Origin of the sequence: Paenibacillus sp. HWE-109, assembly GCF_022163125.1 — a bacterium.
Classification (GTDB): Bacteria; Bacillota; Bacilli; order Paenibacillales; family NBRC-103111; genus Paenibacillus_E.
Map to the genome: position 1 here is coordinate 2,241,851 of NZ_CP091881.1, position 25,396 is coordinate 2,267,246.

Sequence of the window (25,396 nt, forward strand, 5' to 3'; positions counted from 1 at the left end):
AAGCTAGGAAGGAGGGGGGGGTTCATATGGAAGCATCACTGTCCACCTTGCACAAGATTTCTGCAGAGCTGATTGCCGCGCGCATCACTTCGGTGAAGGAACTGCTCCAAACGGAGCTGGACCTTTATGAAGTATCCAAAGATGTCGAAACGGGCGAACATTATCTCCATTATGCGTATATGCACCGCGACTTTTCAAGTACAGGGGAACCGGAATCCTTTCATTATTTACTGCCCATTGAGAATGATGACGTTATTGGGATAATCGTTGGCGAACAGGGCTATGCGTATCCGGAGCATTGGCGCAGCTCTTTTCTGCGTAACGGTCCAGAAGGATTTTATATCTGGTTTGATCCTACGCATGAACTGCAGGCATCAGAAGATGAAGCGATAGCTGCTGATTTATTGCAGAAGCTGCGATCCTTCAAAGAAAACGGCGTGACAGATCCGGAAGCGGTTCGTAAATTGCTTGAAGAACTTGATCAAACACGTAAAAATGAAGAGTAATCAACCGAATATCGTGATCATTTCCTTATCCAAAAGCTTGCATAGCCTCTAAAAGGCAGCAGGCTTTTTTTCTTTGGTAAAAATCAGGTTAAATGTCCATATTAACGATATGTCAGTTGATCTGGAAGGGGGGAATATGGGAATCATGCCGATAGATTCGTATGAATTTGCTAATCTGGATGCGCGAGAAGATCTCCTAGAAGATCTACGCAGCCTCGAGTCGCGTATGAAGGACGAGTTAGGCTATGAAGTTGCTCTGATTGCGTATACCCAGGAGATCAAAGAAACTGCCAAAGCTTGATGTTAGGTAGAAAGAGGGGTTCTTATGAGGAAAAAGCTATTTAAATTCGCCGCATCCGCGGTGCTCATCGGTTTAGTAACAGGCTGCGGGGCAGCTAGTCCGCAAAATCAGGCTGGAGCAAGCTCTTCCAATCCCCATGCTGGAAGCTGGGACACGAGTCTAAGAAATAATGAGAATGCCTCACTTGGCGCTAAAAGTGTGAACCAATCTCCTCAGCCTTCCATGAAGGTGGCTACAATCGATAACATTAAAGCACACACGAACACGCATCTGACGATGAACCGCGATTTGGCGGATCAAGTTATTCAAGCAGCGCATCTAGGCTCAACAGCCATTGCCCTTACGGACAACAACATCTATGTAGCCGTTGATATGGGCGGTATGCAGGCGATGAGCACCGATGATGGCGTTAAAATGTTGAGCAAAACCAATGATCCCGAGACTGGAGCAGGTTTATTCGGTTCCGGAGCAGGTTCACAGTTGGATTGGCTCTCTGCCAAGCCTTTGCCTGCCGAAAGTTCGAATGCCATTAAGCATTTGCTGACGCGGATTTATCCGGACGCCAACATTTTTATTTCTACGAACCCGCATTATGTGAATCGGATGCTGTTTTATGATGGTCAACAACGCAACAATAAACGAATGGACCCTTTTTTGAATGAGTTTAATACGATGGTTCAATACACGTTTCCAACCTATTCGACAGGACAGAAAAATATATTGCCTTAACAAACCTCACGGTCTCCCTCAGCTGATTGCTGGGGGTTTTGGCATTCTAGGCAGAAAGCTTGACAAGCTAACCTTTCCTGATAAATAGTAAGAGGAACAATAGAAAGTTTCAGGAGAGGACTATGAATCATGCTAAGGACAGCGGGTGTACCCGAAATCATACACGAGCAATTGGAACAAATGATACAGAGCAGAAGTTCAGTTCCTGACGAGGACGAACGTAAACTGATTGGTTCAGCCGCATTTGAAGTACCTGATGAAGATATTTTAGCCGATGCTTTGATTGCGATATTTCTGAACAAAAATGTGCTGCTGAAGGGTCCTACCGGGTCAGGTAAAACGAAGCTTGCGGAGCATGTGTCCGCACTTTTTGAACAACCGATGCACGCTGTGAACTGTTCAACAGATTTGGATGCCGAAGCTTTACTTGGATTTAAGACGCTTGCGCATGACGAACAGGGGAAAGCCCATATCGTATTTATCCCAGGGCCAATTATGAAGGCGATGACCAAAGGACACTTTTTGTACATAGATGAAATCAATATGGCTAAACCAGAAACGTTATCCTTGATTAACGGGGTACTGGATTACCGGCGTTCGATAACAAATCCGTTTACAGGAGAAGTCGTTACCGCCCACCCTGACTTCAGGGTGGTTGCAGCTATTAACGAAGGGTATATGGGTACCGTGCCGCTCAACGAGGCTCTCAAAAATCGCTTTATTACGATTGATGTTCCCTATTTGCAGGGAGATGCTTTATACCATCTGCTTAAAAGCAAATCCGTTCTGCAAGATGAGAAGCAGTTGAAAACCTTTGTACAGCTTTCGGCCGATCTATTGACGCTCATTGAGATGGGGCAGCTTCCTGATGAAGCGGGCTCTATTCGAGCCCTGTTGGATGCTTGTGATTTGACAGCGTACATCCCTCCCTTGCGGGCAGTTGCTCGGGCAATTGCAGATAAATTGGAGGATGAAAGGGAACGTGCTGCCGTTATCAATGCGGCGGAAACGTTATTCTAGCCTATGTTCGTAGGGAAGTTGAGCTTATTAGACGATAAAGTGGACGCCATGCTGCAGATGCAGCTTGTAGATTTGGCGAGGATGTTTACCAAGCGTAAAGAGGTTGAGGTGGAATCAGCTTTCCATGCGGATTATGAGGAAGAAGCCGCGCGTATCAAGGTGAGTCAATTTTGGTGGGATTATCCGCCAATTGATAAATCTGCTGGCATGAAAAGCGATGTTTACTTGCGCGGTATTGGCAGTGCCTGGTTTACAGGAGCAGAGGCTGTCAAAGCGTATTTACAATTCTGCCAGCAAGCGAAGTATCCTAAACTCGCGAACAGTCTCTTCGCACTCTGTGAAGACATGCGCTTGGAGCGTATATGCCGAGTTCGGCGACCGGGAACTGCACGCGTTTTTGCTCATCGGCATCGGATTCTAAGCGCTTATTTTCAGCATAAGTTGAAGACACATTTGAACAAAAAAGAGTTCGCTGACGCTGTTGTGCTATTTACTTATGGCTGGTTTACAGGAGTAGATTGGAAACTCGCTGAGGCAGATGAAGTGAGCACTCGAATGGTCAAGTTATATCCTTTGCTGGAGCAAATGGAAGAAGCGCAACATACGGCAGAAGTTGCAGCTTGCTGCGAGGCGATGTTGGACTCGCTGAGTGTTTGGCTCGACGGTGACGCTGTGGCCGCTTACTTCTGGACACAGCGCGGCAGCGGCGTGGCGGAGCCGCTGCCTGCGGGCTACAAGGGCGAGCTCAAGCGCGCGAAGCGGCTCGCCAATGAGGATGTGCTCCCCGAGTTGGAGGGGGAGCGTCAATTATCGGGCCAGGAGCGGCTGCCGACCTGGCACCGCGAGACCAGCGACCGCAGCCCGGGGCTGCTGCGGTTCGAGCTGGAGCGCGGCTCACGCACCGCCGCGCAAGGGTCTGCGCCCCGCGAGGGCGACGCAGCCGACCAGGCGCTCGCCATCGCCCAGGGGCGATCGCTGCGCGCCCAGCGCACCGGCGCCGCCTCCGGCCGGCGCGAGAGCCTTGCCGTGCCCGCTGCCGCGGGGCACGGGGCGGGCGCTGTCGCCGCGTACGCGACGGCGACGTGGCTAGCGCCAGGGCGGTCCACTGCTGCGCAGGAGGCCGCCTACAGGCGCCTGAGCGAGCGCGCAGCGCCGCTCGCGAAGCCTTTGCAGCGTGCGATCCGGCGCACGCTGGAGCAGAAGCGGATCGCCCCGCGCGGCGATCGCTTATTCGGGCGGCTCGACAAGCGTCTGACGCGAGCCTTCACGCAAGAGATGCCGCGCCTCTTCTACAAGAAGCGCGCGCCGGTTCCGCAGCTCGACGCCGCGTTCTCGCTGCTCGTCGACTGCTCCGCGTCCATGTACGACAAAATGGACGAAACCAAGCTAGGTCTCGTGCTGTTTCACGAGACCCTGCATACCCTGCGAATCCCGCATGAAATCGTGGGCTTCTGGGAGGACGCGGACCGTGTTACCGACGAGGAGGCGCCGAACCTGTTCCAGGTAGCCGTTGACTTCTCCTCTTCGCTCACGTCCGGCAGCGGGGCAGCTCTGATGCAGCTGGAGCCGCAGCAGGACAATCGCGACGGCTTCGCAATCCGTCAGATGACCGAGCGGCTGCTGCGCCGCACAGAGCGGCAGCGCATCCTCATCGTCTTCTCGGATGGGGAGCCTTCGGCAGCCAATTATAACGATATCGGCATTCTCGATACCTATGAGGCCGTGATGAATGCGAGGCGCCTAGGCATTGAGGTCATTAGTATTTTTCTGGCGAGTGGGGTTATTCACGAAACACAGCGGATTATGATGCGAAATATGTATGGACGCAGCAGCATTGTCGTCCCTCATGTTGATGAGCTGCATGAGCAATTAGTGCCGATTTTGCGTAAACTTCTGCTGAAATCTATCTTTTAATGTCGAAATCCATTACAATAGATCAGGGTATTTTATGAATGATAGGGAGAAGTACCCTGTATTTCTGAGTTGTTCGTTTTTTACTACATATATAGTGCGTCTTTGTTAGAAGATCTGAGAATGGGCAAAATGAAAGGGGAATTGTTCGTCATGTACGGAGCTCCGTTATCGAATAAGGCTAAGAAAATCATGCTATTAGGTTCAGGAGAACTAGGCAAAGAAGTGGTGATTGAAGCACAGCGCCTCGGCATTGAAACGATTGCCGTCGACCGCTACGCGAATGCGCCAGCCATGCAGGTTGCACATCGCAGTCATGTGATCAATATGCTTGATGGAGAGCAGTTGAGAGCATTAATCGAACAAGAACGACCTGATCTTATTGTCCCGGAAATTGAAGCGATCGCAACACCTATTCTTGTTGAACTTGAAAAGGAAGGCTATCGCGTTATTCCTACGGCAACGGCATCCCGCTTGACCATGGATCGTGAAGGGATCCGTCGTCTAGCTTCCGAAACACTGGAACTGCGAACAGCCAAGTATGCTTTTGCCAACAGTTTGGAAGAACTCCATGCGGCTGTTGCTGAAATCGGCACTCCTTGCGTGATCAAACCAATTATGAGCTCTTCCGGCAAAGGACAAAGCGTCTGTCGAACTCCGGAACATATTGAACAATCGTGGAACATCGCCATGGAAGGCGGACGTGCCAAGAACGCTCGCGTGATTGTGGAAGAATTCATTCATTTCGAATCGGAAATCACACTGCTAACCGTTCGTTCCGTCTCAGGAACTACCTATTGCGAACCTATTGGCCATATCCAAAAAGAGGGAGATTACATCGAGTCTTGGCAGCCTCACGCCATGACAGAGCAGCAGATTCTAGACGCTCAGCATATGGCCAAAACGATTACCGATGCGCTCGGTGGTTATGGCATTTATGGGGTTGAATTATTTTTAACCCAAGATGGCGTTTATTTCAGCGAAGTTTCGCCTCGGCCGCATGATACGGGAATGGTCACCATGGCAACGCAGGATTTGAGCGAATTTGCGCTGCATGCCAGAGCTATTCTTGGTTTGCCTATTACAGGAATTCGCTTATTAACACCAGGAGCCAGCTATACCCTCAAAGCAGATCGTGAGCAGGTGGCCTATACGATCAGCGGACTCGAAGAAGCGTTATCCGTTCCTAATACGCAAGTTCGTGTATTTGGCAAGCCGGAAACGAAAGTCGGCCGTCGAATGGCTGTCGCGCTCAGCAGCGGCAGTACGGTGGAAGAAGCGCGCAGCCTTGCTAAGCAAGCAGCAGGGAAGCTGACTTTGAACTACGAATAGTAGCACGCTAGTAACATCAGGAGGAACATACTGTGGAAGCCAAACCAGCAAGACTCTCCAGAACAATATTGACGGAAATTATTTTGCCGGCAGATACGAATTATCATAATACTGTATTTGGTGGCCGTGTGATGCAATATATCGATAAAGTTGCCACGATTGCTTCCATGCGCCACTGCCGCAGAGGTGTCGTTACCGCCTCCAGTGACAGCTTGGATTTCTTTGCCCCCGTTAAACTGGGAGAAGCGATTCAGCTTGAGGCCTTCGTTACGTGGACACATCGCAGCTCCATGGAAGTATTCGTGAAAGTGGAATCCGAGAATTTGCTGACAGGTGAGAAAAAGCGCACGGCGACTTCCTATTTGACCTTTGTCGCCTTGGATGAGCATGGACAGCCTTGTCCAGTGCCTGCGATCATCGCTGAGACGGATGAAGAAAAGCGTCTGTTTGAAACAGCAGAAACAAGGTTTGCTGCCCGTAAGCTTCGCAAAGAGGAACGGAATGCGAATTTGTAAGGACTGCCACACTCTAGAGGGATCGTAGATCCTGAACACAAGAAAGCCCGGATGCGAAGGTTTCCCTTCGACCCGGGCTTTCTTGTGCGTATTACTTCGCGCCGCCTTCAGCTAGGATGGTTTCCCAGATTGCGCCTTTGCCATAAAGCTCTTTGTTCACTTTATCCCAACCGCCGAGGTATTCAATGTTGAACAAACCAGCAGGTGTCGTATAGTTTTTCTCATATAGCTTAGCTACCTCTGGAAGTACGGAACGGAAGCCTTTGTCTGCGAATACTTTTTGTGCATCAGGTGTATACAGGAAATCAAGGAATGCTTGAACGACTTCACGATTTCCGTGTTTATCTACATATTTATCAATGAGAGCTACTGGATTTTCAATGGATGTCGTGTACTGCGGGATGACTTCTACATATTTTTTGCCGGATTGAATACGAGCGACTAGTTCATTTTCATACGTGATGATAGCATCGCCTACACCTTTATCGAAGGTTGTAAGGGAGTCAGCTCCACTTTTATCCAATACTTTAATGTTTTTATAAATTTTAGCCAGCAGATCTTTGGCTGCGGCAGGGTCTTGTTTTCCAGCGGCTTCGGAAGCTTTCAAACCTGCGCCATACACGGCATTGATATCCCATTTGGCTCCGCCGGATGTGCTTGGGTTTGGAATCAGCACTTCAACGCCTGGTTTTGTTAAATCAGCCCAGTCTTTAATGCCTTTCGGATTCCCTTCACGTACGCCAATTGCAGCGATCGAGCCAGTGATGAAGCCTTTGTATTTATTATTTTTCCAATCATGGGTGATTAAGCCTTTTTCCACGATTTTTTGGATATCTCCTTCGAGAGAGAGAGGGGCAATGTCAGCTTCAAAACCTTGGATAATCGCGGTTGCTTGCGAACCTGATGCGACATAGGATTCTTGGAATTCTACGGTTTGGCCGGTTTTCTTTTTCCACTCTTCTTTAAATTTAGGAATGATTTGATCGAATGAATCTTTCACAATGGAATAAGCGCCAAGTGTGATGGTTACTTTACCGCCATCTGCTTTGGGTGTCGTACTTGCCGCTGCTGTAGCCGCAGTTGTTGCTGCTGCTGACGGAGCAGGGCTGCTTGCCGTTTTGGTGCTTGTGCCTGAGCCGCAAGCTGTAAGGGCAATGCTCGCTGTAAATAATGTTGCTGTGATTAAGCCTAGAGATTTGAAATTTTTCATCCTGATAACTCCCCTTCTAATTTATATGATTTGGTTATATAAAAACAGGCAGCGGATCTTGTTTCGCCTGATTTTCAATGACTTTGTTCTCGGTTTTGGTGAAGACAGAAATCTGATGGATAAGAATATTAACTTCATCACCAGGTTGATAAATCTTTTCTTTCACAGATTGATAAGCAAATAGTTTGAGGGAACCAGTATCAATCTCCAAATACCATGAATCTCCGCGGAAATGAATGTGAGTTACTGTTCCTTTTTCTCCGGCAGTTGCCAAATGGCTTACATCGCGGGAGCGGACTTCGATGGATTCGGGACGAATCATCACATTAACATCTGGCAGCCAATGGCCATCTTGCTGTACTTCTTGCAGATATGGGAAGCCAATGAGAGGGGTATATTGCGAGATAATGTTGGATTCACCGATAAAGGAAGCTACGAAGGAAGAAGCAGGCTTCGTGTAAATTTCCCATGGGCTGCCTTGTTGTTCGATCTTGCCGCCTTGAACGAGAATGATCTCGTCAGCAACTTCGATCGCTTCATCCTGATCATGGGTAACGAACAATGTCGTTACTTTAAATTCATCAATGAGGTTGCGCAGCCAAACGCGCAGCTCCTTGCGGATTTTGGCATCAATCGCAGCGAACGGTTCATCGAGCAGGAGCAGCTGAGGTTCAGGCGCAAGCGCTCTGGCAAAAGCAACGCGCTGACGCTGTCCACCGGAAAGCTGATGCGGATATTTGCGCTCACTGCCAGCAAGACCCATAAGTTTTAGCAAATAAGTGACCCGATCTTGGATGAAATCTTTTGGTTTTTTCAGAACTTTAAGCCCATAAGCTACATTATCAAAGACGGTCATATGCTTGAAAAGAGCATAACTCTGAAAAACAAAACCAATACCTCGTTCTTGAACGGGAAGATGAGTGGCAAGTTTGCCATCGAAATAAATATCGCCAGCGGTAGGAGACTCAAGACCGGACAACATGCGAAGAATGGACGTTTTACCGCCGCCGCTAGGTCCGATCAAGCCGACGAGATGGCCTTTGGTAATGCTGAAATTAACATCTTTGATGGCATGAAATTGTCCGAAATGTTTGTTTAAGTTTTTGACCTCGATGTGCATAGGAATGCTCCCCCTTATTGATTCCGCAAATGCTCGCTTCTTCTTTTTAACCATTCAAGTGTCAGTAGAATTGAAATGGAGATGAGTCCCAGAACGAATGCCAAGCTGTTGGCTGCAACGAGTTGGAATTGTTCAGCATCTTGATAGACAAGTGTTGTAGCGGTTTGCGTTTGATTGATAATGTTGCCGGAAACGACCAGTATGGAACCGAACTCGCCCAGCGATCTTGCCACGGTAAGAATGAGCCCGTAGAGAACGCCCCAGCGGATACCTGGCCATGTGATTTGAATGAATGTTCGCCAAGGACCAGCGCCTAATGTGGCAGAAGCTTCTTCCGATTGGGTGCCGATTTCTTCAAGCAAAGGCACAACTTCGCGAACCATTAAAGGGAACGTGATAAACATCGTGGCCAGAACCATGCCGGGAATGGCATAAACGATTTTCATATGATGATCTTCCATAAAAGCGCCTAATGCCGTATTCGGTCCGAAGATTAAAATAACCATTAAACCGACAATGATAGGTGAGACGGCAAAAGGTAAATCAATGATTGCGTTAATGATGGGTTTTAACCAACGGGCAATCCAAGAGCCGCGAACGATAGCTAAGGAAACATATACGCCTACTATGGTATTAAGAAGGGTAACGATGACGACGATAATGGCTGAAATTTTCAAAGCGTGCAAAGCTTCTGGCCGCTTCAGCGAATCAATGAAGGCTTGAAAGCCATCTTCAAATGCGCCAAAGGCAATCCCCAGAAACGGAAGTATAATGAGTAGTAAAATAACGAGAAATGAGATGGTGATTAAAACTTTTCTCATGCCAGTCGCCCCTTTCCGCGAGTCAATACATTGATCAGCCATAGAATCAGGACGGACAATGTAAGGAGTACGATCGAAATGGCGGCTGCGCCTTCGGGATTGAAGTTCTGTGTTTCACCATATATATAGACCGAGGCGACCATTGTTTTGCCCGGCAAATTACCGGAAATTAAGGAGATGGCCCCAAACTCGGCTAACGATCGTGAAAATGCGAGCATACTGCCGGCGATAATACCGGGGAAAATGGCAGGGAATACAATTCGCAGGAACGTGTAAAATTTACCTGCACCCAGCGTAAAGCTTGCTTGTTCTTCAGCGGGATCGAGCTGTTCCAATAGTGGCTGAACGGTCCGGATAACGAATGGGAATGTCACGAAGACAAGTCCGATGACAACAGCTGTCTGATTATAAAGCAGCTTGATGCCAAAATGATCCAGCCAAACACCTAGTGGACTTGAAGGTCCTAGTAGGGTAAGGAACATTAGCCCAGCAACGGAAGTTGGCAGCGAGAAGGGAAGATCAACCATGCTGTTCAGAATGCTTTTGCCTCGGAATGTATATCTGACAAGGACATAAGCAATGATGGTTCCAATAATCGCTTCAATAATAGTAGAGATAATACTGAGCTTAACTGTAAGCAAAATCGATTTCAAGGCTAGCGGTCCTGTGACTTCTTTCCAGAAGGGGTCCCATCCTAATGAAAATCCTTTCATATAAATGGATCCAATCGGGATAAGCAGAAGTACAATCAGATAGCCAATAAGCACAGATCGAACCGTAGCTTTAAACACCTTATTTCCCACGTTACACCACCTATTGTTATTAATCATACCTTTTTACTCGGAATAGTAAATTGAATATACCAGTCGTTGGACTTATTTGTCAATACATCAACTGACTTTTTATTCAAGAAATTAAAATTTTCAATCTATTTTCATTCTATAAGATGAAGTGATTCGGTTTTGGAAAATTATCATTGACGAGTGGAATTCACGATGATAGTATAAGACTCAACTTATATCCAAGTAAACGGGTATGAATTATTATTTTGTGAGGAAAGAGTCAACCAGATGACTGGAGATTCCCATTCTTGCCAACGATGTTGGGCACGGAATGGGAGTCTTCTCGTTAACTAACGCATAGTCAATAATCCAAATAAGGGGTGCGGTCATGAGCAGTAAACTTGGAGGAATTCATCTCAATATACGCAATGTCAATAAAGCATTTGGATCTACTCAAGTATTGTCCGGCATTGATTTGAACATCAGACAAGGAGAATTTGTTGCTATTGTTGGCCGCAGCGGCTGCGGCAAGAGCACGCTGCTGCGTTTGATCGCAGGATTGGACGAAGCTACAAGTGGTGCTATTCTGCTCGATGCCCAATCGATTCAGGGCGTTCATGAAGACACCAGGGTGTTATTCCAGGAACATCGATTGCTCCCGTGGAAAAAGAATATCGATAACGTCCGGATTGGTGTTAAGTCAGGTGATAAGGAAATTGCTTATCGAGCTTTGCAGCAGGTTGGCCTTGAACACAAGCAAGATGATTGGCCTTCTGTGCTTTCTGGCGGTCAAAGACAGAGAGTAGCCCTAGCTCGCGCATTGGCTGGCAATCCAAGGTTATTGCTGCTGGATGAACCGTTGGGTGCGTTGGATGCTTTGACACGGATCGAAATGCAGCAGCTCATCGAACAGCTCTGGCTAGAGCAGCAATTTACTGTTTTGTTAGTCACGCATGATGTGAGTGAGGCTGTTGCACTGGCGGATCGCGTAATCATTATTGAAGAAGGGAAAATAGGGTTGGATTTGAAAATATCACTGGCTAGGCCCAGAGAACATGATAGCGGTTTCGCTTATTTTGAGAAAACGATCTTGGATCGCTTGTTAGTTAAGAAACCGTATGAACAAGCGCGAATATCAGCTGTAGAAGCATTTTCAATTTAAAGTTTCACAGCCAAGAAGAATTCATGGTCTTTCCGCGGGTACACTGTTGCTGAAATAAGGAGGATATAAGATGAAAGAGATCCCAATGGCTTACGTGAAAGCGAATCAAACCGGTATTGTGGTTGGTGTATTGCTCGCATTTGCTTTTCAACTACCTTGGTTGGTGGCCTTGCTATGGGCCATTCAGGTTGTGGGACTGATAGGGGGCGGGAAGTGGAATCTGTTTGTCACGATTTCGAAGCCATTTCTATTGACGAAGGGCAAAGAAACACAGGCAACGGAGTTAACGAAGTTTAACAATGCCTTGGCAGTTATCTTCCTTACCTTCTCAGTGGCAGCATTTGCGCTAGGGTGGAATATTGCAGGGTATATCTTCACAGGTTTCCTCCTTTTAGCCGCGGGAGCTGCGCTCCTGGGCTACTGCATTGGCTGCACGATTTATTACCAGTACAAAATTAGATTCCGATAATCATTTTCATAAGTCAGCCGGAGGATGATCTTGCAAGGCTCTCACTTGTGCAGAAGCAAGTTGAGAGTCTTTTCACGTACAGAATTTTTTGCTGGGAATATGTTAAAAATAGGATTGACACCTCTGCCTTGGGGATGCTAATATGGGTATAACAATTAATCCATACTAATTTTATCGGAATTATATGCAATCACGAAAGGGAGTTAACATCATGGAGCACGCAATCACAATTAAAAGCGAAGACGTCGAATTGGCCGCAACGCTGCATTACCCGACGAATCAAACAGTCCCTGCCAAAGCAGACTGTCAACGTTGGCCGCTTATCATCATCTGTCACGGTTTTATCGGGAGCCGGATAGGGGTGGATCGGCTGTTTGTGAAAGCAGCTCGTGAGTTTAGCTCGCAAGGATATTTGGTCCTGCGTTTTGATTATGGCGGATGCGGGGAAAGCACAGGCGACTATGGCGCGGGCGGACTTGATGTGCTTATCGAGCAAACACGAAGTGTCATTGATTATGCACTGACCATTGATTGTGTGGATCTAAGCCGGGTTATTCTGGTCGGTCACAGCTTAGGTGGTGCAACGGCCGTGCTGACAGCAGCTAAGGATAGCCGGATCAAAACGCTTGTCCTCTGGTCAGCTGTAGCTCACCCGCACAACGATATTGTAAGGATCGTAGGCAAGAGTGACTACGAGAAACTGCCGCTTGGAGGAGCAATTGATCATCATGGCTACTTGCTGACAAGTCGATTCTTTGATTCGTTGTCACAGCATCAACCCTTCGAGCAGCTGCGCAAATTTAATGGTGATGTTCTGGTCATGCATGGAACTGCAGATGATACGGTACCCGTTGATTACGCGCCGTTATATCAGAAAATGTTCTGGCTGAGAAATGAAGGTCAATGCGAAATAGATTTGATTTTTCAAGCGGATCATACGTACTCAACGAATGGTTCAACCAAAGAACTATTTGAAAAAACAGGAAATTGGTTAACCTTTCTTCACAAACAAAAAAATGATTGGAACGACTGGACGATATAAAAGAAGCGGAGGAATTGAGATGGCGAAACCATTGGAGTTAGATGATGTTTGGGTGGACAGAATTAAGCAAATGCTAAATGGGTTAGAATACGGCTCCGTTCAAATTGTGGTCCATGATGGGAAGATTGCCCAAATTGATAAGACAGAAAGAAAGCGATTTGATGCGTCATCTCAACAGTCATCACAGCTCCAGGCAGTGAAAGCAGTCAAGCAAACAAGTAAAGGATAGACGCCGCGATAGCAATTATTTTAAATTATAGGAACAGCCCTCTTTCTTCGGAAAGGGGGCTGTTTTCATGAAATAGAAACGGTATACTGAGAGGGAAAGCGCAAACAAACATCGTGTGCGTGTACGATGATAGGAGTTGGATCAAGCATGCTGAAGCAATATTTCCATTGGAACGATGCACAGATGAACAAACACTATGTCTATGAATGGTTGCCGGATGAGGCGAATGCTATAAAAGCAATTGTGCAAATTGCACATGGGATGTCGGAGACTGCGGCCAGATATGAAAGATTAGCAGAAACATTGACGGAGCAAGGATATGCCGTTTATGCGAATGATCATCTCGGTCACGGATTAACGGCTGGAGTACCCGAGAATGTCGGTAAATTTGGCAAGGATTGCTTTCACAGCATGGCAGCCAATATGGGCGGCATCACGGAGCAAATCCGGCTTCGCCATGCAAAGGATATTCCATTGTATGTATTGGGGCACAGCATGGGTTCTTTTCTGACCCAGTCTTACATGGTTACTTATGTAAATGAGAATCCGGAACATGTTCAAGGCATCATTTTGTCTGGGACTAACGGCAAGGAAGGACCTGTTCTGCAAGTTGGCATCGTTGTGGCAAGCCTAGAAGCGGCTATTCGCGGCGATCATCATCGCAGCAAGCTGCTGACTAATTTATCCTTCGGAGCCTTCAATAAACGATTCGCTCCGAACCGAACGGAGTCTGACTGGCTTAGCCGTGATGCTGAGGAAGTAGATAGGTATGTGGACGATCCTTATTGTGGGGTGATCTTCACGTCCGGTTATTTCCGTGACTTCTTCAAAGGATTGAAAGAGATTCATCAACCCTCGCATGTAAGCCGAATTCGTAAAGATTTGCCGATTTTCGTTTTCTCCGGTGAGGAAGATCCTGTTGGCGGTCATGGAAAAGGGGTTCGTAGATTGCTTGCCATGTACCAAGCCATTGGACTACAGAAGGTAAGCAGCAAGCTGTATCCAGGCGGCAGACATGAAATGTTGAATGAAGTGAATCGGGAAGAAGTGATGTCGGATATTAGTGAGTGGCTGAATAGGCAGGTAGCTGCTCTTCGGAGGGGAAACGATAGTACGATGAAACAACGGTAGTCTAGGATTGGTTAAATTTACGTTCAAAAGGGAGCCTTTGGATAGGGGTCCCTTTTGAAGTACGGTGATAAATGACTGCACAATGTGGATTAAGAAGGAGTATAAGAGAGACTGGCACTAAAGGAGAGTTGAGTAATATCAGCTGCTGATGGATCTGTCTCCGCTAACGTCCTTACCCGAATACCAATACGATCACCCTCAGCTACGACTAATGAGCCCCCGACATTTCTATTCGTTGCGGTACGGAAACCAGAGGGGTTACCAGGTGTAATAACCGTATTCGGAAATCCGAATCTAACCGAACTAGTCAGTAGCGTTGTTACGTAGGGTGAAGAACTGTGATCAATCCCATTATTAGGAACTGAAGATGCGCGGAATACTGTAAATTCATATTGAAGACCGAGCGTATTTATTGAAGCAACAGAAGCTACCAATAAATCTGCACTTATTTGCAGATTTTGAACGGTACCTGCAAAAGGAATTGGGAAAGCAAAACCTCCTGCTTCTGGCGGCATCGTTGATTCTCCAGAAGCGTCTATAACTTCTACTGTGTGACTGCCAAAACCCATTAAAATCGGAGCAGCTGATACGACTGTAGCACCACTTAGGATGATCCCCGTTGAAAATGGAATTATTCCTCCTGCTGATGGTCCTGTCGGACCTGTAGCTCCAACTAGACCTGGTATGCCTTGGGGTCCTGTTGCTCCTGTTGCTCCTGCTGGTCCTGTTGCTCCTGTTGCTCCTGCTGGTCCTGCTGCTCCTTCGGGCCCTGCTGGTCCTACTGAACCTGCTGGTCCCGCTGAACCTGCTGGTCCCGCTGGGCCTGTTGGTCCCGCCAACCCTGCTGCTCCAAGTGCTCCTGCAATTCCTGCGAGTCCCGCAGGTCCCGCTTGACCAATTGCTCCTACAAGTCCTGAAAGACCCGCAGGTCCAAGCGCTCCAGCAGTTCCAGCAGGTCCAACCGCTGCGATTGCTCCTCCCAGTTCTTGTAACAACTGCGCTCCTGCTGGTCCAGGAGGCCCTTGAGGCCCTCGCGGACCTTCGGGTCCAGGTGGCCCTGGTGGACAATTACATCTTCCCATAGTCTCACTCCTTATGATTAAACGTAATGTATCATATTACAAGCATATAGAATGAGCACAGCTAGTACCTATAAACTAAAATTTAGGCTGATAGATTAGTAAATTCGCTGATTTTCTGCTCATGTATGTTCTTGTCCATAACATTATGTCAATTCCTGCATTAGCTAATAAATAGAGCAAGTGCAAGGGAGTGATGAGTTTGGAGAATCAACCGTTAGTAGGTATTATGGTAACTAAAAGAAAAAGTAGAAAAAGAATTTTGGGGCTTTATCAACGTTATCACAATTTAAACCTGAAACTGTACGTCTTTACACCTGCAGATATACATTGGAAGGAACGACGTATTATTGGACTTAGCTTGAAGAATGGCATCTGGAAGCAAAGTTCGTTTCCTTTTCCTCATGTCGTTTATAACCAATGTTTTAACAAAAAGCTTGTAACTATTCAACGTCTAGAAAAGGCAATTGGTAGAAACAAATGTTTTAATAGTATCAATTTTTTTAATAAATGGCATGTCTATAACAACTTAAAACAGTCAAATCTTACAACCTATGTTCCAGACACATTTATATATAATGAAGTGAATATATCAGAATTATTAGAGAAATATAAACTGATATTCATTAAACCATCTTACGGAGCTAAGGGTAAGTCTGTGTATCGGGTTGAACTAACGGATAATGGAGATACTCACATCTCGTTGCATAGCATGGCTCCAAGATATATTTGCAGAAAAAATGAGGACATTCAGGAAAAATTGGATGTACTCAACCTGAAGAAATACATGGTGCAGCAAGGGATTCGTATGAGTCAATTCGATCATCAGTATTTTGATATCCGTGTCCTTGTTCAAAAAGGCATTCTTGGCGAATGGACGGTTTCCGCCATTACATCTAGATTGGCTTATGAACACTACTTTAACACGAGTATGTGTGAAACCATTTATGATGTTGTAGAAATTCTTCCGCAAATATGTTCACCGGATAAAATCAATGAGATCCTTCGATCCCTGCATGAGATTAGTATACAGGCCGCACGAGAAACGGAAACTCTGATGGGTTCTTTGGGAGAATTGAGTGTAGATTTTGCAATAGACGAACAAAGCAAGTTATGGATTATCGAGCTTAACGGAAAACCCCAAAAAAATATATACAAAGACCTCAGGTGCTACAGACGTAAAATTTATAGCAGACCGTTGGACTATGCTTATTATCTATCACAATAACCGATCGCCCGCGAGGCGTTATCCGTTGCTAGCGTACCGGCCGGCTATCAACCCGCGGATCGCCTTAATGTCCGGGTGATGGTTCGCCAGACCTTGCGGCCATTAACCAATCTAGCTTGGAGATTGTATCGTCATCCTTTGACGGTATATTGATGGTGACGGTAAGGTGGTGCGAGTCCGATACAAGAAATGAAATTTGATCAAATACGAGCAATCCAGCCGTAGGATGATGATTGATTTTCTTTCCTTCCGGGCCATTCAAAACATTGTGCTGTGGCCACCATGCCCTAAATTCCGCACTTACCTCATTCAGTTCCTCGATGAATGCCATCCACCAAGGATCGCCTACGAATTTCCCATAGCTGGCGCGAAAATGAGCCAAACGGTGCCGGGCGTGCGACTCCCAGTTTTCCTGAAGCAATTGACGGACATGCGGCGAAGTGAACGTCCGCCAGACGGAGTTGCGCTCGCGTGTCGACATAACTTCATAGTTCCCGTAAATCAGGCAAGCCATCTTGTTCCATGCAACAATATTCAAGCGTTGATCGGTGACGATGGCCGGGCTAGTCCCTTGCAGGTCTAGGAAGCTCTGCAGCGTCTGACTAACGGTGCTTTCTGCCGAAGTCAGTTCCGGAGGCAGCTGCTGTAAGGCCAACAGAAATAAATGTTTCCGCTCGCTTGAATCAAGCTGGAGTGTACGCGCAAGGCTTTCGAGGACTTGAGATGATACCTGAATGTTCCGCGCTTGTTCCAGCCATGTATACCAATCCACACTAACGCCCGAGAGGAGCGCTACTTCCCCGCGCCTAAGTCCTGGTGTGCGGCGACGCCCGCTAGCAGGCAAGCCGGCCTGCTCGGGTGAAATTCGGGCGCGCCGAGTCCGCAAAAACTGCGCAAGCTCAAGAAGCCGTTCATTGTTTAATTGTTCTGTCACTTCATACCTGCCCCCTAGTCAGTTATATAGCATAGGAGAAATACTCCTAGGATAAACCCTCATCTTATACTAGTATACATTTTAAATTACACTTTCAAAGTGGAAGATAGATAATTTAAAAATGTAATCTAGGGAGGACTTGCTTTGGAGAAAGTGAGGCAATTACAGTTCAATAGGACCGGCATGTTGGCCAAAGGTCATCTGCTTCTCGGAATTTCACTTGGATACTTTATGGTACTCCTGGATACGACGGTGGTGAGCGTCGCGCTGCCTGCCATTCGTGCTGATTTGGGCGGCGGATTAGCGGGACTTCAATGGGTTGTCAACGCGTACACGGTTGTTTTTGCGGGATTTCTGCTATCGATGGGTGCGTTTGCAGACAAACTGGGAGCCAAGCGTGTCTATATCGGTGGTCTGCTCCTATTTCTCGCGGCATCGGCTTTCTCGGCAGCCGCACCGTCACTTCATGTGCTTATCGTTACGCGCTCGATACTTGGTTTGGGAGGAGCGGCTCTGATGCCGGCCTCGCTTACTCTTATTGCCCATGCATTTCCCGAACCATCTGAACGTGCCAGGGCTCTTGGTGTCTGGGCAGCCGTTACCGGAGCAGCAATGGCGGCGGGACCTATCGTTGGCGGACTCTTGGTTGACTCGCTCGGTTGGCGCAGCATATTCCTTCTTAACGTTCCGCTTGCCGTCATAAGCTTGATCATGACTTCGCTGCTTGTCAGCGAAACAACCCGCAAGCCGCAGATACGTTTTGATCTGGCAGGCCAAATCATGGCCATTATCGCCATTGCTTCATTGGCCTTCGCTCTTATGGAAGGGGAAACTTACGGATGGAATTCCATAGTTATTATCGCTTCATTTTGTCTGACACTGCTCTGTGCCACCCTATTTTTGATTGTTGAAATGAAGGGCAAGGCGCCGCTGCTTCCGCTTAGGCTGTTCAGGAATGCTACCGTATCCGCAGGAATGATTGCCGGGATGGCCATTAATTACGGCTTGTCGGGAATTCTTTTTGTCCTGCCATTGTTCTTTCAACAGATGTTAGGATTATCGGCTCATTTAGCCGGATTCGCACTCCTGCCGATGATGATTCCACTGGCCTTCAATCCGATTCTTACCGGCCGAATTGTAGGTCGGATCGGAGCGAGAATTCCGATGACAGTCGGGTTCAGCCTTGGGGCACTGGGGACACTGCTGCTAGTGTGGTTGAATGTAAACACGAGTTATGCCCTTACTCTGATCGGTTTGCTGCTGATCGGTTTCGGGGTGTCCTTGACACTTCCCGCTTTGATGGCGACCGTGATCGCGTCTGTCCCCAAAGAACAGACCGGGGCCGTGTCAGGTGCGCTGAATGCAAGCCGACAGATTGGTGCGATGCTTGGTGTTGCCGTCCTCGGTTCTATTCTAAGCGGAAAAGGATCTTTTATTGAGGGAATGCATTTGTCGCTTATCGTTATTACCGTTATCTTATTTGGCGGCAGCTTGCTCTCACTCGCGTTTATCGGTCGAAGAAACAATTAGCAATAGAAACCGTAATATTAAGTATAAACATGGTAAGAAGGGTGGAAATCGGATTGTACGAATACAAATATGTAGAAACATCATTAGGTGGATTTTTCTCCTCCGCAAAGCATCGGGAAACCATTGACGAAAACGCCAAAGAAGGATGGAGGTTAGTGCAGGTTTTACCAACAAACTATAATGGTCATGGTAAACCTATGGCATATGAGATTATTTTTGAACGACTCATTTCAAGATGAGTCGTTTGTTTTTCTTTGAGGAGTGATCGAGGAGTTGCCTCAACTGCCTTGCGCAGAGATGAGAGGGAACTGCGGTGCGCTATTCCAGCCAAAAGTGGCATTATAGCGAGTTTGAGGGAACTATAGTGCGCTATTTTGCTATTTGCTGTGAAATTTAGCGCTTTTATTGGAAATAAGTCCCTGTAATTCCGCTATTGCCATATAATCCTAGATAATTGCCCAAATAGCGTAATGTAGTTCCTTTTACAAGATTTTTCGCTTCTAAGAAGCTCATTTAGCTCATCTCACTAGCCCAAGTAGCCATATTTCACAGGTATGAGTGTGAACCGGCGGGATCAGGCGTTATTTTGGAGTTGCAAGCGAATGCCTTCGCGATCAATTTGTATCCAGTACTCAACGATACGTTCGTTATGGACCCGGTACACAGCGCTTGCGATCTCAACGATGGTTTGGCCCGTCGGCGGGAAGCCATCAACTTCTCCCACATGGGTTCCGGTTTGTTTCCATCGAACATAAACACGCTCATCTTGGGCAATCAATTCTTGGATTTCCAACTCAAACGCGCCATAAGCTGCGATCATTTCTCTTACATGATCGGCATAATTGGCAGGTGTACGGTGAACGGTTGTCTCGTTTTCGGACGTTATCTGGTGGGCCAGCACTTGCTCGGCCATATAGGTATGGGCGGCATCTGGCAGCAGACCGGATCGCACGTCACGGAAAAATCGTTGGACGATTTCGGTAGGCGTCATTGGCTGTAAGCACTCCTCTTCGTTGTTTGTATGTTGAGTTTACTGGAAAGAAGGGAGTGATATCAAGCCGAGAACATATAAATACCCACCTCCGACAGCAAAATCATCCTATCGGGGCGGGTTATGGAAGCTGCTATTTCAGCAGCTGACGGAACTCCTCGGTCAGCAGCGGCACGACCTCGAAGAGATCGCCGACGATGCCGTAGTCGGCGACTTTGAAGATCGGCGCTTCGGCGTCCTTGTTGATCGCGATGATCACACGCGATGAGCTCATCCCCGCAAGATGCTGGATGGCGCCGCTAATCCCGCACGCGATGTAGATCTCAGGCGTCACCACCTTGCCGGTCTGGCCGATTTGCATCGCGTACTCGCAGTAGCCCGCGTCGCAGGCTCCGCGGGAAGCCCCGACAGCGCCGCCCAAGACGGCAGCCAGCTCTTCGAGCGGCTGGAACCCATCGGCGCTGCGCACGCCCCGTCCGCCGGAGACAACGATCTTGGCTTCTGCCAAGTCGATGGTGCCGGACGTTTTCTTCACGACCTCCCGGACGATGCTGCGCAGGGAGGGAGCTGGATATGCAACATCGATCACGGAGGCTTGACGCGAAGCGTCAGGCTCTGAAGCTGCGATGTTGTTCGGTCTGATCGTCACGACCCAAGTGTCATCTGGGTCGGTAAACGCTTTCTTTTCGACGGCTTTGCCCGCATAGAGCGGTCGAGTGAACTGCACGGTGTCGCCGCTGCGCGCAATAGCGGTGACATCTGAGATTTGCCCGGCGGCGAGGCGGGCCGCAACGAGGGGAGCTAGATCTCGGCCAATGGCCGTGTGGCCTAAGTAAATAGCGCCAGGCTGGACCGTGTCCGCAACAGCAAGAAGGGCACTGGCATAAGCTTCTGGGCTGTAGTGGTCAAGCGCGGTGTTTTCCACCACGTAGATGCTGGAAGCGCCGTAAGCGGCGAGTTCAGCAGCGAGTGTTTGGCTTCCGGCTCCGCCGATCAGAGCGGTGGTGATGCTATCGCCCTCAGCAGCCGATAGCTGGGCCGCTCGCAAGGCCTCAAAGGATACTTGACGCAGTTTGCCTCCACGTGCTTCAGCAACAACGAGAAATGTTTTCGCCATAGGAATAGCCTCCCCTTCTTAGATCACTTTGGATTCGTTGCGTAGTGCTTGCACAAGTTCCGATACCTGCGCGTTCAAATCCCCTTTGAGAATACGCCCCGCTTTGCGTTCCGGGGGCAGAGCAAGTTCGATTTGTGTCGTTTTGGCAACTGCTGATGCTGAGCCTTCAATATCATCCAACGTTAGATGTTGAAAAGGTTTCTTCTTGGCTTTCATGATGCCGGGAAGGGAAGGATAGCGCGGTTCATTCAAACCTTGCTGCGCCGTGAATAAGGCAGGCAGCGGCACTTCGATGATTTCAACATCCCCTTCGGCATCGCGATGGGCTACCGCTTTGCTTGCTTCGATGTCCAATTTCGTAATAGAGCCAACATGAGGTAATCCGAGCAAAGAGGCGAGGCGGACGGCGACTTGGCCTGCTCCGTTATCCACGGAGAAATTGCCGCCAAGAATAAGATCATAGGACTGGTTGCGCAAATAGCCGGCTAGAATTTCCGCAACTTCATACTCATCTCCTAGAATGCGTTCGTCAGTAATCAGGACAGCCTCGTCGGCACCCATAGCTAGCGCAGTTAGGAGTGCTTCCGCTGTGCGATCTGGGCCAATCGAAAGCAGGGTTACTTTTCCCCCAAGATCATCACGAATTTGGATAGCTTGCTCTACTGCGTATTCATCATACGGATTGATGACAAATTTAGCGCCGTCCTCTTGCACGCTGCCCCCTTGCAGGACGATTTTCTCCTCGGTATCAAACGTTTGCTTTACTAATACAAAAATGTCCATAGTCAAGCTCCTTCCTGAATATACATGATATACAGACCCTTATGGCTCAATGCCTTTCATGAAGAAATCAATCGTGGGGCCGACCTGAGCGGTTAAGGAATATTTCTGACCAGAAATGAGCCAAGAAGTCACCACTTCGTCCATACCGCCAAATATGAGCAGTCTCACAAGTTTCACATCAAAATCAGGACGGAAGCTCCCTTCGCGCTTGCCTCTTTCTAATATATTTTCGATCAGGATAATATATCTCTTTAGTGCCAGACCAATCTCTTGGCGAAGGAGCATATCACTCTGGCGAAGCTCGATCTGAGTAAGGTAGGCTAGATGAATGTTGTTTTCAAGCTCACTGAAATGAATTTCGCAAACTTTCATCAGTGCTGCTCGGGCTGACATGTGCTCGCCCACAGCTTGATTAAACTTCTCTACAAGTTCGCCTAATTTTTCTTGAAACAGGCTGGTCAAAATATCCTCCTTCTTCTTGAAGTAGAGATAGATCGTTCCGTCAGCGACACCGGCTTCCTTGGCGATGCGAGAAACTTGTGATTTGTGGAACCCGTTCTCGGCAAATACTTTCAGGGCACCTTCGAGAATGGCATAATACTTGTCTGGTTTTTTGCTACTTGTCAAGGAGATCACCTCGGTGTTAAGATACAAATATCGGTGAATGAATACTCATTCATTTTCGTAAGTTCATCATAAAATACGTAGTACGCCTTGTCAACGACTTCTTCAGCTTATCTAAGCAAGTAAGAATTGTAGTGGGCCTACAGCAAACATTGAAGCAATTTTCGACTCTGTGAATAAGAGGATAAGGGATTTGCTTTTTTACGATGCTTGAATGTAAGCGGTTTCTTGGTGGGTGTTGATGCAAGTGCAAGTGTGGGGTACAAGGGCAAGAGCAAGAGCAAGAGCAAGAGCAAGGGCAAGGGCAAGAGCAAGAGCACGAGCACGAGCAAGAGCAAGAGCAAGAGCAAGAGCAAGAGCAAGAGCAAGGGCGAGAGCAAGAGCAAGAGCAAGAGCAAGAGCAAGAGCAAGAGCAAGAGCAAGAGCGAGAGCAAGAGCGAGAGCAAGAACAAGAGCGAGAGCGAGAGCGAGAGCAAGAGCGAGAGCAAGAGCAAGAGCGAGAGCAAGAGCAAGAACGAGCAAATTTGAGGGTTGGGCTTTTAAACGAGATAGAAGTCTCTAAAGGCTTCTAAAACACAAATGTCGGGACTAAAAGTTGAAATAGAGGTCCTTAAAGGCTCTTATCCAATGGGAAAAGGGATTCCAGAAGGGGTTTTTACACAAATAGCAGCCTTTAAAGACTCGTATCTTCCCCAAAGACCTACTAAACGGCGAAATAGAAGTCTCAAAAGGCTCTTATCGCCCCAATTATCACAACGGCAAGGAGGCTGCTCCATGATAGGTAGCATTATTCAGTTCCTATTGTTTTTAGCGGTTACAGGGTGCGCGATTTACCTGTTTGGCCGAGTTGTGTATCACCGGTATTTGTACATCAAACTTGGGAAATCCGTGCACTTGAAAAAAGAAGCCAAAGCGCGGCTCAAGGAATTCGCTATTCAGGTGTTTGGTCAAACCAAGCTTCTCAAGGATAAGAAGAGCGGTGTCATGCATATTGTCATCTTCTATGGGTTCATTATTCTGCAATTAGGTGCGCTTGATCTCATCCTGAAAGGATTAATTGGCCATGGGTTACCAATCCCCGGCTATGATTACTTTACATTGATGCAGGAAGTTACGGTAGCTTTGATTCTCTTGGCTATGAGCTACGCCACTTATCGACGGTATGTGGAGAAGCTGAAACGATTAAAACGCGGATGGAAACCAAGCATCGTTGTATTCTTTATTTTCTTCTTGATGCTCTCGGTTGTTGTGAGCGGAGGTTTTGAACGCGTGCGCGAGGGGCTTGCAACTTCGGGATTTGCTCCGATTTCATCTTTATTTGCCGCCATATTCCAAGGCCTGTCCCATACAGGTGCAACGATTGGCTTTCATGTCAGCTGGTGGATGCATTTATTAATTCTATTATCTTTTCTGATTTACGTGCCGCAATCCAAGCATTTTCATATTATTACAGCGCCGATTAATATCCTGCTTCGCCGTACGGAGCCAATTGGCAAACTGGCATCTCTGGATCTGGAAGACGAGGATGCGGAATCGTTCGGGGTCGGCAAAATAGAGGGCTTCACGCAGAAGCAGATGCTCGATTTCTATTCCTGTGTCGAATGCGGGCGCTGCACGAATGTATGTCCAGCCAATACGACGGGGAAAATGCTGTCCCCGATGCATTTGATTACGAAGCTGCGGGATCATTTGACGGAAAAAGGCGCTGCCATTACATCCAAATCTCCGTGGGTTCCGGCCCTTGCTTTTGCCAGCCATAGTGATCACAATCCGCTGGAGGTTGAGCTTATCGGTGGTGTTATTACGGAAGAAGAATTGTGGGCTTGTACGACATGCCGTAATTGCGAGGATCAATGTCCAGTCGGCAATGAGCATGTGGATAAAATTATCGATCTGCGCCGACATCTCGTCTTAACGCAAGGCAGCATGCCGCATGACGGCCAACGTGCGCTGCAAAATATCGAAAGGCAAGGAAACCCGTGGGGAATCAGCCGCAATGATCGCGTGAAATGGGTCAAAGAGGTAGATCCCGAAGATGAACTAGCCATCCGAACGGTCAAGGAGAATCCGCAATTTGATTATTTGTTCTTCTTAGGTTCTATGGGAGCTTACGATAATCGCAGTCGCAAAATTATGCATGCATTCGTGAAACTAATGAAAGAAGCCGGCATCTCATTTGCCATATTGGGCAATGAAGAGAAAAATTCCGGCGATACCCCGAGACGTATGGGCAATGAATTCCTTTTCCAACAGCTGTGTGCGGATAATATTGCGACTTTTCAGAAGTATAAGGTGAAGAAAATCGTAACGACGTGCCCGCATACGTATCATACTTTTAAAAATGAATACCCCGATTTCGGTCTCGAGGCTGAAGTTTTCCACCACACGGAGCTGTTGGATGTGTGGGTGAAGGAGGGGCGTCTGAGGCCGCTGCATGAAGTGCAAGAGCGCATTACTTACCATGATTCTTGTTATTTGGGCCGCTATAACGAGGTTTATGAAGAACCGCGCCGCATACTTAAGGCGATCCCCGGTGTGCAACTGGTTGAACAAGCGCGTTCCCGTGAGAACAGCATGTGCTGCGGTGCAGGCGGTGGGATGATGTGGATGGAAGAAACCGCAGGAACACGCGTGAATGTGGCGCGGACGGAGCAGCTTTTGAGTGTAAATCCGACCGTTATCAGCTCGGCCTGCCCTTATTGTTTGACGATGGTGGAGGATGGAACGAAGCTCAAGGAGGTCGAGGAGCGAGTTAAAGCGCGAGATATCGCTGAAATTCTTGCCTTATCGGTGTTTGGGAAAACCGAAAAACTCATGTAGGAGGATATTT

Annotated in this window: 27 protein-coding genes; 17 read left to right on the forward strand and 10 right to left on the reverse strand. The window is 47.7% G+C overall.

What is annotated here, in order from left to right; all coding sequences use genetic code 11:
• Positions 1–26: 26 nt before the first annotated feature.
• From LOZ80_RS08955 to LOZ80_RS08985, 7 genes are all read left to right on the forward strand, one after another.
• Positions 27–506, forward strand: a complete 480-nt coding sequence (locus tag LOZ80_RS08955) for a hypothetical protein (protein ID WP_238171100.1) — start codon at positions 27–29, stop codon at positions 504–506.
• A gap of 73 nt (positions 507–579) precedes the next feature.
• Entirely contained in the window at positions 580–807 is a 228-nt protein-coding gene (locus LOZ80_RS08960) for a hypothetical protein (protein WP_238171101.1), read from the forward strand.
• 24 nt (positions 808–831) lie between these two features.
• Entirely contained in the window at positions 832–1,536 is a 705-nt protein-coding gene (locus LOZ80_RS08965) for a hypothetical protein (protein ID WP_238171102.1), read from the forward strand.
• Between the two features lie 129 nt (positions 1,537–1,665).
• Complete coding sequence (locus LOZ80_RS08970; protein WP_238171103.1) at positions 1,666–2,556, forward strand: ATP-binding protein; 891 nt, start codon at positions 1,666–1,668, stop codon at positions 2,554–2,556.
• Positions 2,557–2,604: 48 nt separating this feature from the next.
• Complete coding sequence (locus tag LOZ80_RS08975) at positions 2,605–4,470, forward strand: vWA domain-containing protein (protein ID WP_238171104.1); 1,866 nt, start codon at positions 2,605–2,607, stop codon at positions 4,468–4,470.
• 150 nt (positions 4,471–4,620) lie between these two features.
• Entirely contained in the window at positions 4,621–5,799 is a 1,179-nt protein-coding gene (purT, locus tag LOZ80_RS08980; RefSeq protein ID WP_238172936.1) for a formate-dependent phosphoribosylglycinamide formyltransferase, read from the forward strand.
• A gap of 32 nt (positions 5,800–5,831) precedes the next feature.
• A complete protein-coding gene (locus LOZ80_RS08985) occupies positions 5,832–6,314 on the forward strand; it encodes an acyl-CoA thioesterase (RefSeq protein WP_238171105.1) in 483 nt (160 codons plus the stop codon).
• Positions 6,315–6,405: 91 nt separating this feature from the next.
• On the opposite strand, the gene LOZ80_RS08990 is transcribed toward LOZ80_RS08985, so the two are convergent.
• From LOZ80_RS08990 to cysT, 4 genes are read right to left on the reverse strand one after another with little or no spacing between them, the layout of a single operon-like run.
• The gene (locus tag LOZ80_RS08990) at positions 6,406–7,524 is read right to left on the reverse strand and encodes a sulfate ABC transporter substrate-binding protein (RefSeq protein WP_238171106.1); all 1,119 of its coding nucleotides are present in this window, start codon (positions 7,522–7,524) and stop codon (positions 6,406–6,408) included.
• 34 nt (positions 7,525–7,558) lie between these two features.
• Positions 7,559–8,644, reverse strand: coding sequence for an ABC transporter ATP-binding protein (locus tag LOZ80_RS08995; RefSeq protein ID WP_238171107.1), 1,086 nt, complete (start codon positions 8,642–8,644; stop codon positions 7,559–7,561).
• 14 nt (positions 8,645–8,658) lie between these two features.
• Complete coding sequence (locus LOZ80_RS09000; RefSeq protein WP_238171108.1) at positions 8,659–9,465, reverse strand: sulfate ABC transporter permease subunit; 807 nt, start codon at positions 9,463–9,465, stop codon at positions 8,659–8,661.
• Positions 9,462–10,268, reverse strand: coding sequence for a sulfate ABC transporter permease subunit CysT (gene cysT / locus LOZ80_RS09005; protein WP_238171109.1), 807 nt, complete (start codon positions 10,266–10,268; stop codon positions 9,462–9,464). Before cysT ends, LOZ80_RS09000 begins: the two co-directional genes overlap by 4 nt.
• Before the next feature lie 367 nt (positions 10,269–10,635).
• On the opposite strand from cysT, the gene LOZ80_RS09010 reads away from it, so the two are divergent.
• The 5 genes from LOZ80_RS09010 to LOZ80_RS09030 all read left to right on the forward strand — a co-directional run bounded on the left by LOZ80_RS09010 (position 10,636) and on the right by LOZ80_RS09030 (position 14,280).
• Positions 10,636–11,409, forward strand: a complete 774-nt coding sequence (locus tag LOZ80_RS09010; RefSeq protein ID WP_238171110.1) for an ATP-binding cassette domain-containing protein — start codon at positions 10,636–10,638, stop codon at positions 11,407–11,409.
• A gap of 70 nt (positions 11,410–11,479) precedes the next feature.
• A complete protein-coding gene (locus tag LOZ80_RS09015) occupies positions 11,480–11,878 on the forward strand; it encodes a DUF4395 domain-containing protein (RefSeq protein ID WP_238171111.1) in 399 nt (132 codons plus the stop codon).
• 211 nt (positions 11,879–12,089) lie between these two features.
• A complete protein-coding gene (locus LOZ80_RS09020; RefSeq protein WP_189013845.1) occupies positions 12,090–12,920 on the forward strand; it encodes an alpha/beta hydrolase family protein in 831 nt (276 codons plus the stop codon).
• Between the two features lie 19 nt (positions 12,921–12,939).
• Positions 12,940–13,149, forward strand: a complete 210-nt coding sequence (locus tag LOZ80_RS09025) for a YezD family protein (RefSeq protein WP_189013843.1) — start codon at positions 12,940–12,942, stop codon at positions 13,147–13,149.
• 147 nt (positions 13,150–13,296) lie between these two features.
• Entirely contained in the window at positions 13,297–14,280 is a 984-nt protein-coding gene (locus LOZ80_RS09030; protein WP_238171112.1) for an alpha/beta fold hydrolase, read from the forward strand.
• Between the two features lie 89 nt (positions 14,281–14,369).
• On the opposite strand, the gene LOZ80_RS39150 is transcribed toward LOZ80_RS09030, so the two are convergent.
• Complete coding sequence (locus LOZ80_RS39150) at positions 14,370–15,275, reverse strand: collagen-like domain-containing protein (RefSeq protein WP_283214747.1); 906 nt, start codon at positions 15,273–15,275, stop codon at positions 14,370–14,372.
• Between the two features lie 286 nt (positions 15,276–15,561).
• Between LOZ80_RS39150 and LOZ80_RS09040 the strand changes: the two genes are divergently transcribed.
• Positions 15,562–16,587 carry a YheC/YheD family endospore coat-associated protein gene (locus LOZ80_RS09040; protein WP_238171113.1) on the forward strand — a complete coding sequence of 342 codons (1,026 nt, stop codon included), beginning with the start codon at positions 15,562–15,564 and terminating at the stop codon, positions 16,585–16,587.
• Positions 16,588–16,651: 64 nt separating this feature from the next.
• On the opposite strand, the gene LOZ80_RS09045 is transcribed toward LOZ80_RS09040, so the two are convergent.
• Positions 16,652–17,521, reverse strand: coding sequence for a helix-turn-helix transcriptional regulator (locus LOZ80_RS09045; protein WP_238171114.1), 870 nt, complete (start codon positions 17,519–17,521; stop codon positions 16,652–16,654).
• Between the two features lie 153 nt (positions 17,522–17,674).
• On the opposite strand from LOZ80_RS09045, the gene LOZ80_RS09050 reads away from it, so the two are divergent.
• Both LOZ80_RS09050 and LOZ80_RS09055 read left to right on the forward strand, forming a co-directional pair.
• Positions 17,675–19,051: an MFS transporter gene (locus tag LOZ80_RS09050; protein ID WP_238172937.1), complete on the forward strand. Its 1,377-nt coding sequence runs from the start codon at positions 17,675–17,677 to the stop codon at positions 19,049–19,051.
• A 53-nt stretch (positions 19,052–19,104) separates the two neighbouring features.
• Positions 19,105–19,290: a DUF4177 domain-containing protein gene (locus LOZ80_RS09055; RefSeq protein WP_238171115.1), complete on the forward strand. Its 186-nt coding sequence runs from the start codon at positions 19,105–19,107 to the stop codon at positions 19,288–19,290.
• A 335-nt stretch (positions 19,291–19,625) separates the two neighbouring features.
• Here LOZ80_RS09055 and LOZ80_RS09060 read toward each other — a convergent pair whose 3' ends face one another.
• From LOZ80_RS09060 to LOZ80_RS09075, 4 genes are all read right to left on the reverse strand, one after another.
• Entirely contained in the window at positions 19,626–20,042 is a 417-nt protein-coding gene (locus LOZ80_RS09060; protein WP_238171116.1) for an ester cyclase, read from the reverse strand.
• Between the two features lie 133 nt (positions 20,043–20,175).
• Positions 20,176–21,159: an electron transfer flavoprotein subunit alpha/FixB family protein gene (locus LOZ80_RS09065; RefSeq protein WP_238171117.1), complete on the reverse strand. Its 984-nt coding sequence runs from the start codon at positions 21,157–21,159 to the stop codon at positions 20,176–20,178.
• 18 nt (positions 21,160–21,177) lie between these two features.
• Positions 21,178–21,942 (reverse strand): electron transfer flavoprotein subunit beta/FixA family protein, encoded by a 765-nt coding sequence (locus LOZ80_RS09070; RefSeq protein WP_238171118.1) that lies wholly within the window; start codon positions 21,940–21,942, stop codon positions 21,178–21,180.
• A gap of 39 nt (positions 21,943–21,981) precedes the next feature.
• On the reverse strand, positions 21,982–22,578 hold the full coding sequence (locus LOZ80_RS09075; protein ID WP_337951031.1) for a fatty acid metabolism transcriptional regulator FadR: 597 nt from the start codon (positions 22,576–22,578) through the stop codon (positions 21,982–21,984).
• A gap of 219 nt (positions 22,579–22,797) precedes the next feature.
• On the opposite strand from LOZ80_RS09075, the gene LOZ80_RS09080 reads away from it, so the two are divergent.
• A complete protein-coding gene (locus LOZ80_RS09080) occupies positions 22,798–23,094 on the forward strand; it encodes a hypothetical protein (RefSeq protein WP_238171120.1) in 297 nt (98 codons plus the stop codon).
• A gap of 246 nt (positions 23,095–23,340) precedes the next feature.
• Complete coding sequence (locus LOZ80_RS09085) at positions 23,341–25,386, forward strand: (Fe-S)-binding protein (protein ID WP_238171121.1); 2,046 nt, start codon at positions 23,341–23,343, stop codon at positions 25,384–25,386.
• The last annotated feature ends 10 nt before the right edge of the window (positions 25,387–25,396 follow it).

What these genes read in the sequence shown, in the direction of transcription:
- LOZ80_RS08955 (WP_238171100.1), top strand. Translation starts at nt 27, where the DNA reads ATGGAAGCATCACTGTCCACCTTGCACAAGATTTCTGCAGAGCTGATT.
- LOZ80_RS08965 (WP_238171102.1), top strand. Translation starts at nt 832, where the DNA reads ATGAGGAAAAAGCTATTTAAATTCGCCGCATCCGCGGTGCTCATCGGT.
- LOZ80_RS08970 (WP_238171103.1), top strand. Translation starts at nt 1,666, where the DNA reads ATGCTAAGGACAGCGGGTGTACCCGAAATCATACACGAGCAATTGGAA.
- LOZ80_RS08975 (WP_238171104.1), top strand. Translation starts at nt 2,605, where the DNA reads ATGCTGCAGATGCAGCTTGTAGATTTGGCGAGGATGTTTACCAAGCGT.
- purT (WP_238172936.1), top strand. Translation starts at nt 4,621, where the DNA reads ATGTACGGAGCTCCGTTATCGAATAAGGCTAAGAAAATCATGCTATTA.
- LOZ80_RS08990 (WP_238171106.1), bottom strand. Translation starts at nt 7,524, where the DNA reads ATGAAAAATTTCAAATCTCTAGGCTTAATCACAGCAACATTATTTACA.
- LOZ80_RS08995 (WP_238171107.1), bottom strand. Translation starts at nt 8,644, where the DNA reads ATGCACATCGAGGTCAAAAACTTAAACAAACATTTCGGACAATTTCAT.
- LOZ80_RS09000 (WP_238171108.1), bottom strand. Translation starts at nt 9,465, where the DNA reads ATGAGAAAAGTTTTAATCACCATCTCATTTCTCGTTATTTTACTACTC.
- LOZ80_RS09010 (WP_238171110.1), top strand. Translation starts at nt 10,636, where the DNA reads ATGAGCAGTAAACTTGGAGGAATTCATCTCAATATACGCAATGTCAAT.
- LOZ80_RS09015 (WP_238171111.1), top strand. Translation starts at nt 11,480, where the DNA reads ATGAAAGAGATCCCAATGGCTTACGTGAAAGCGAATCAAACCGGTATT.
- LOZ80_RS09020 (WP_189013845.1), top strand. Translation starts at nt 12,090, where the DNA reads ATGGAGCACGCAATCACAATTAAAAGCGAAGACGTCGAATTGGCCGCA.
- LOZ80_RS09025 (WP_189013843.1), top strand. Translation starts at nt 12,940, where the DNA reads ATGGCGAAACCATTGGAGTTAGATGATGTTTGGGTGGACAGAATTAAG.
- LOZ80_RS09030 (WP_238171112.1), top strand. Translation starts at nt 13,297, where the DNA reads ATGCTGAAGCAATATTTCCATTGGAACGATGCACAGATGAACAAACAC.
- LOZ80_RS09060 (WP_238171116.1), bottom strand. Translation starts at nt 20,042, where the DNA reads ATGACGCCTACCGAAATCGTCCAACGATTTTTCCGTGACGTGCGATCC.
- LOZ80_RS09065 (WP_238171117.1), bottom strand. Translation starts at nt 21,159, where the DNA reads ATGGCGAAAACATTTCTCGTTGTTGCTGAAGCACGTGGAGGCAAACTG.
- LOZ80_RS09070 (WP_238171118.1), bottom strand. Translation starts at nt 21,942, where the DNA reads ATGGACATTTTTGTATTAGTAAAGCAAACGTTTGATACCGAGGAGAAA.
- LOZ80_RS09085 (WP_238171121.1), top strand. Translation starts at nt 23,341, where the DNA reads ATGATAGGTAGCATTATTCAGTTCCTATTGTTTTTAGCGGTTACAGGG.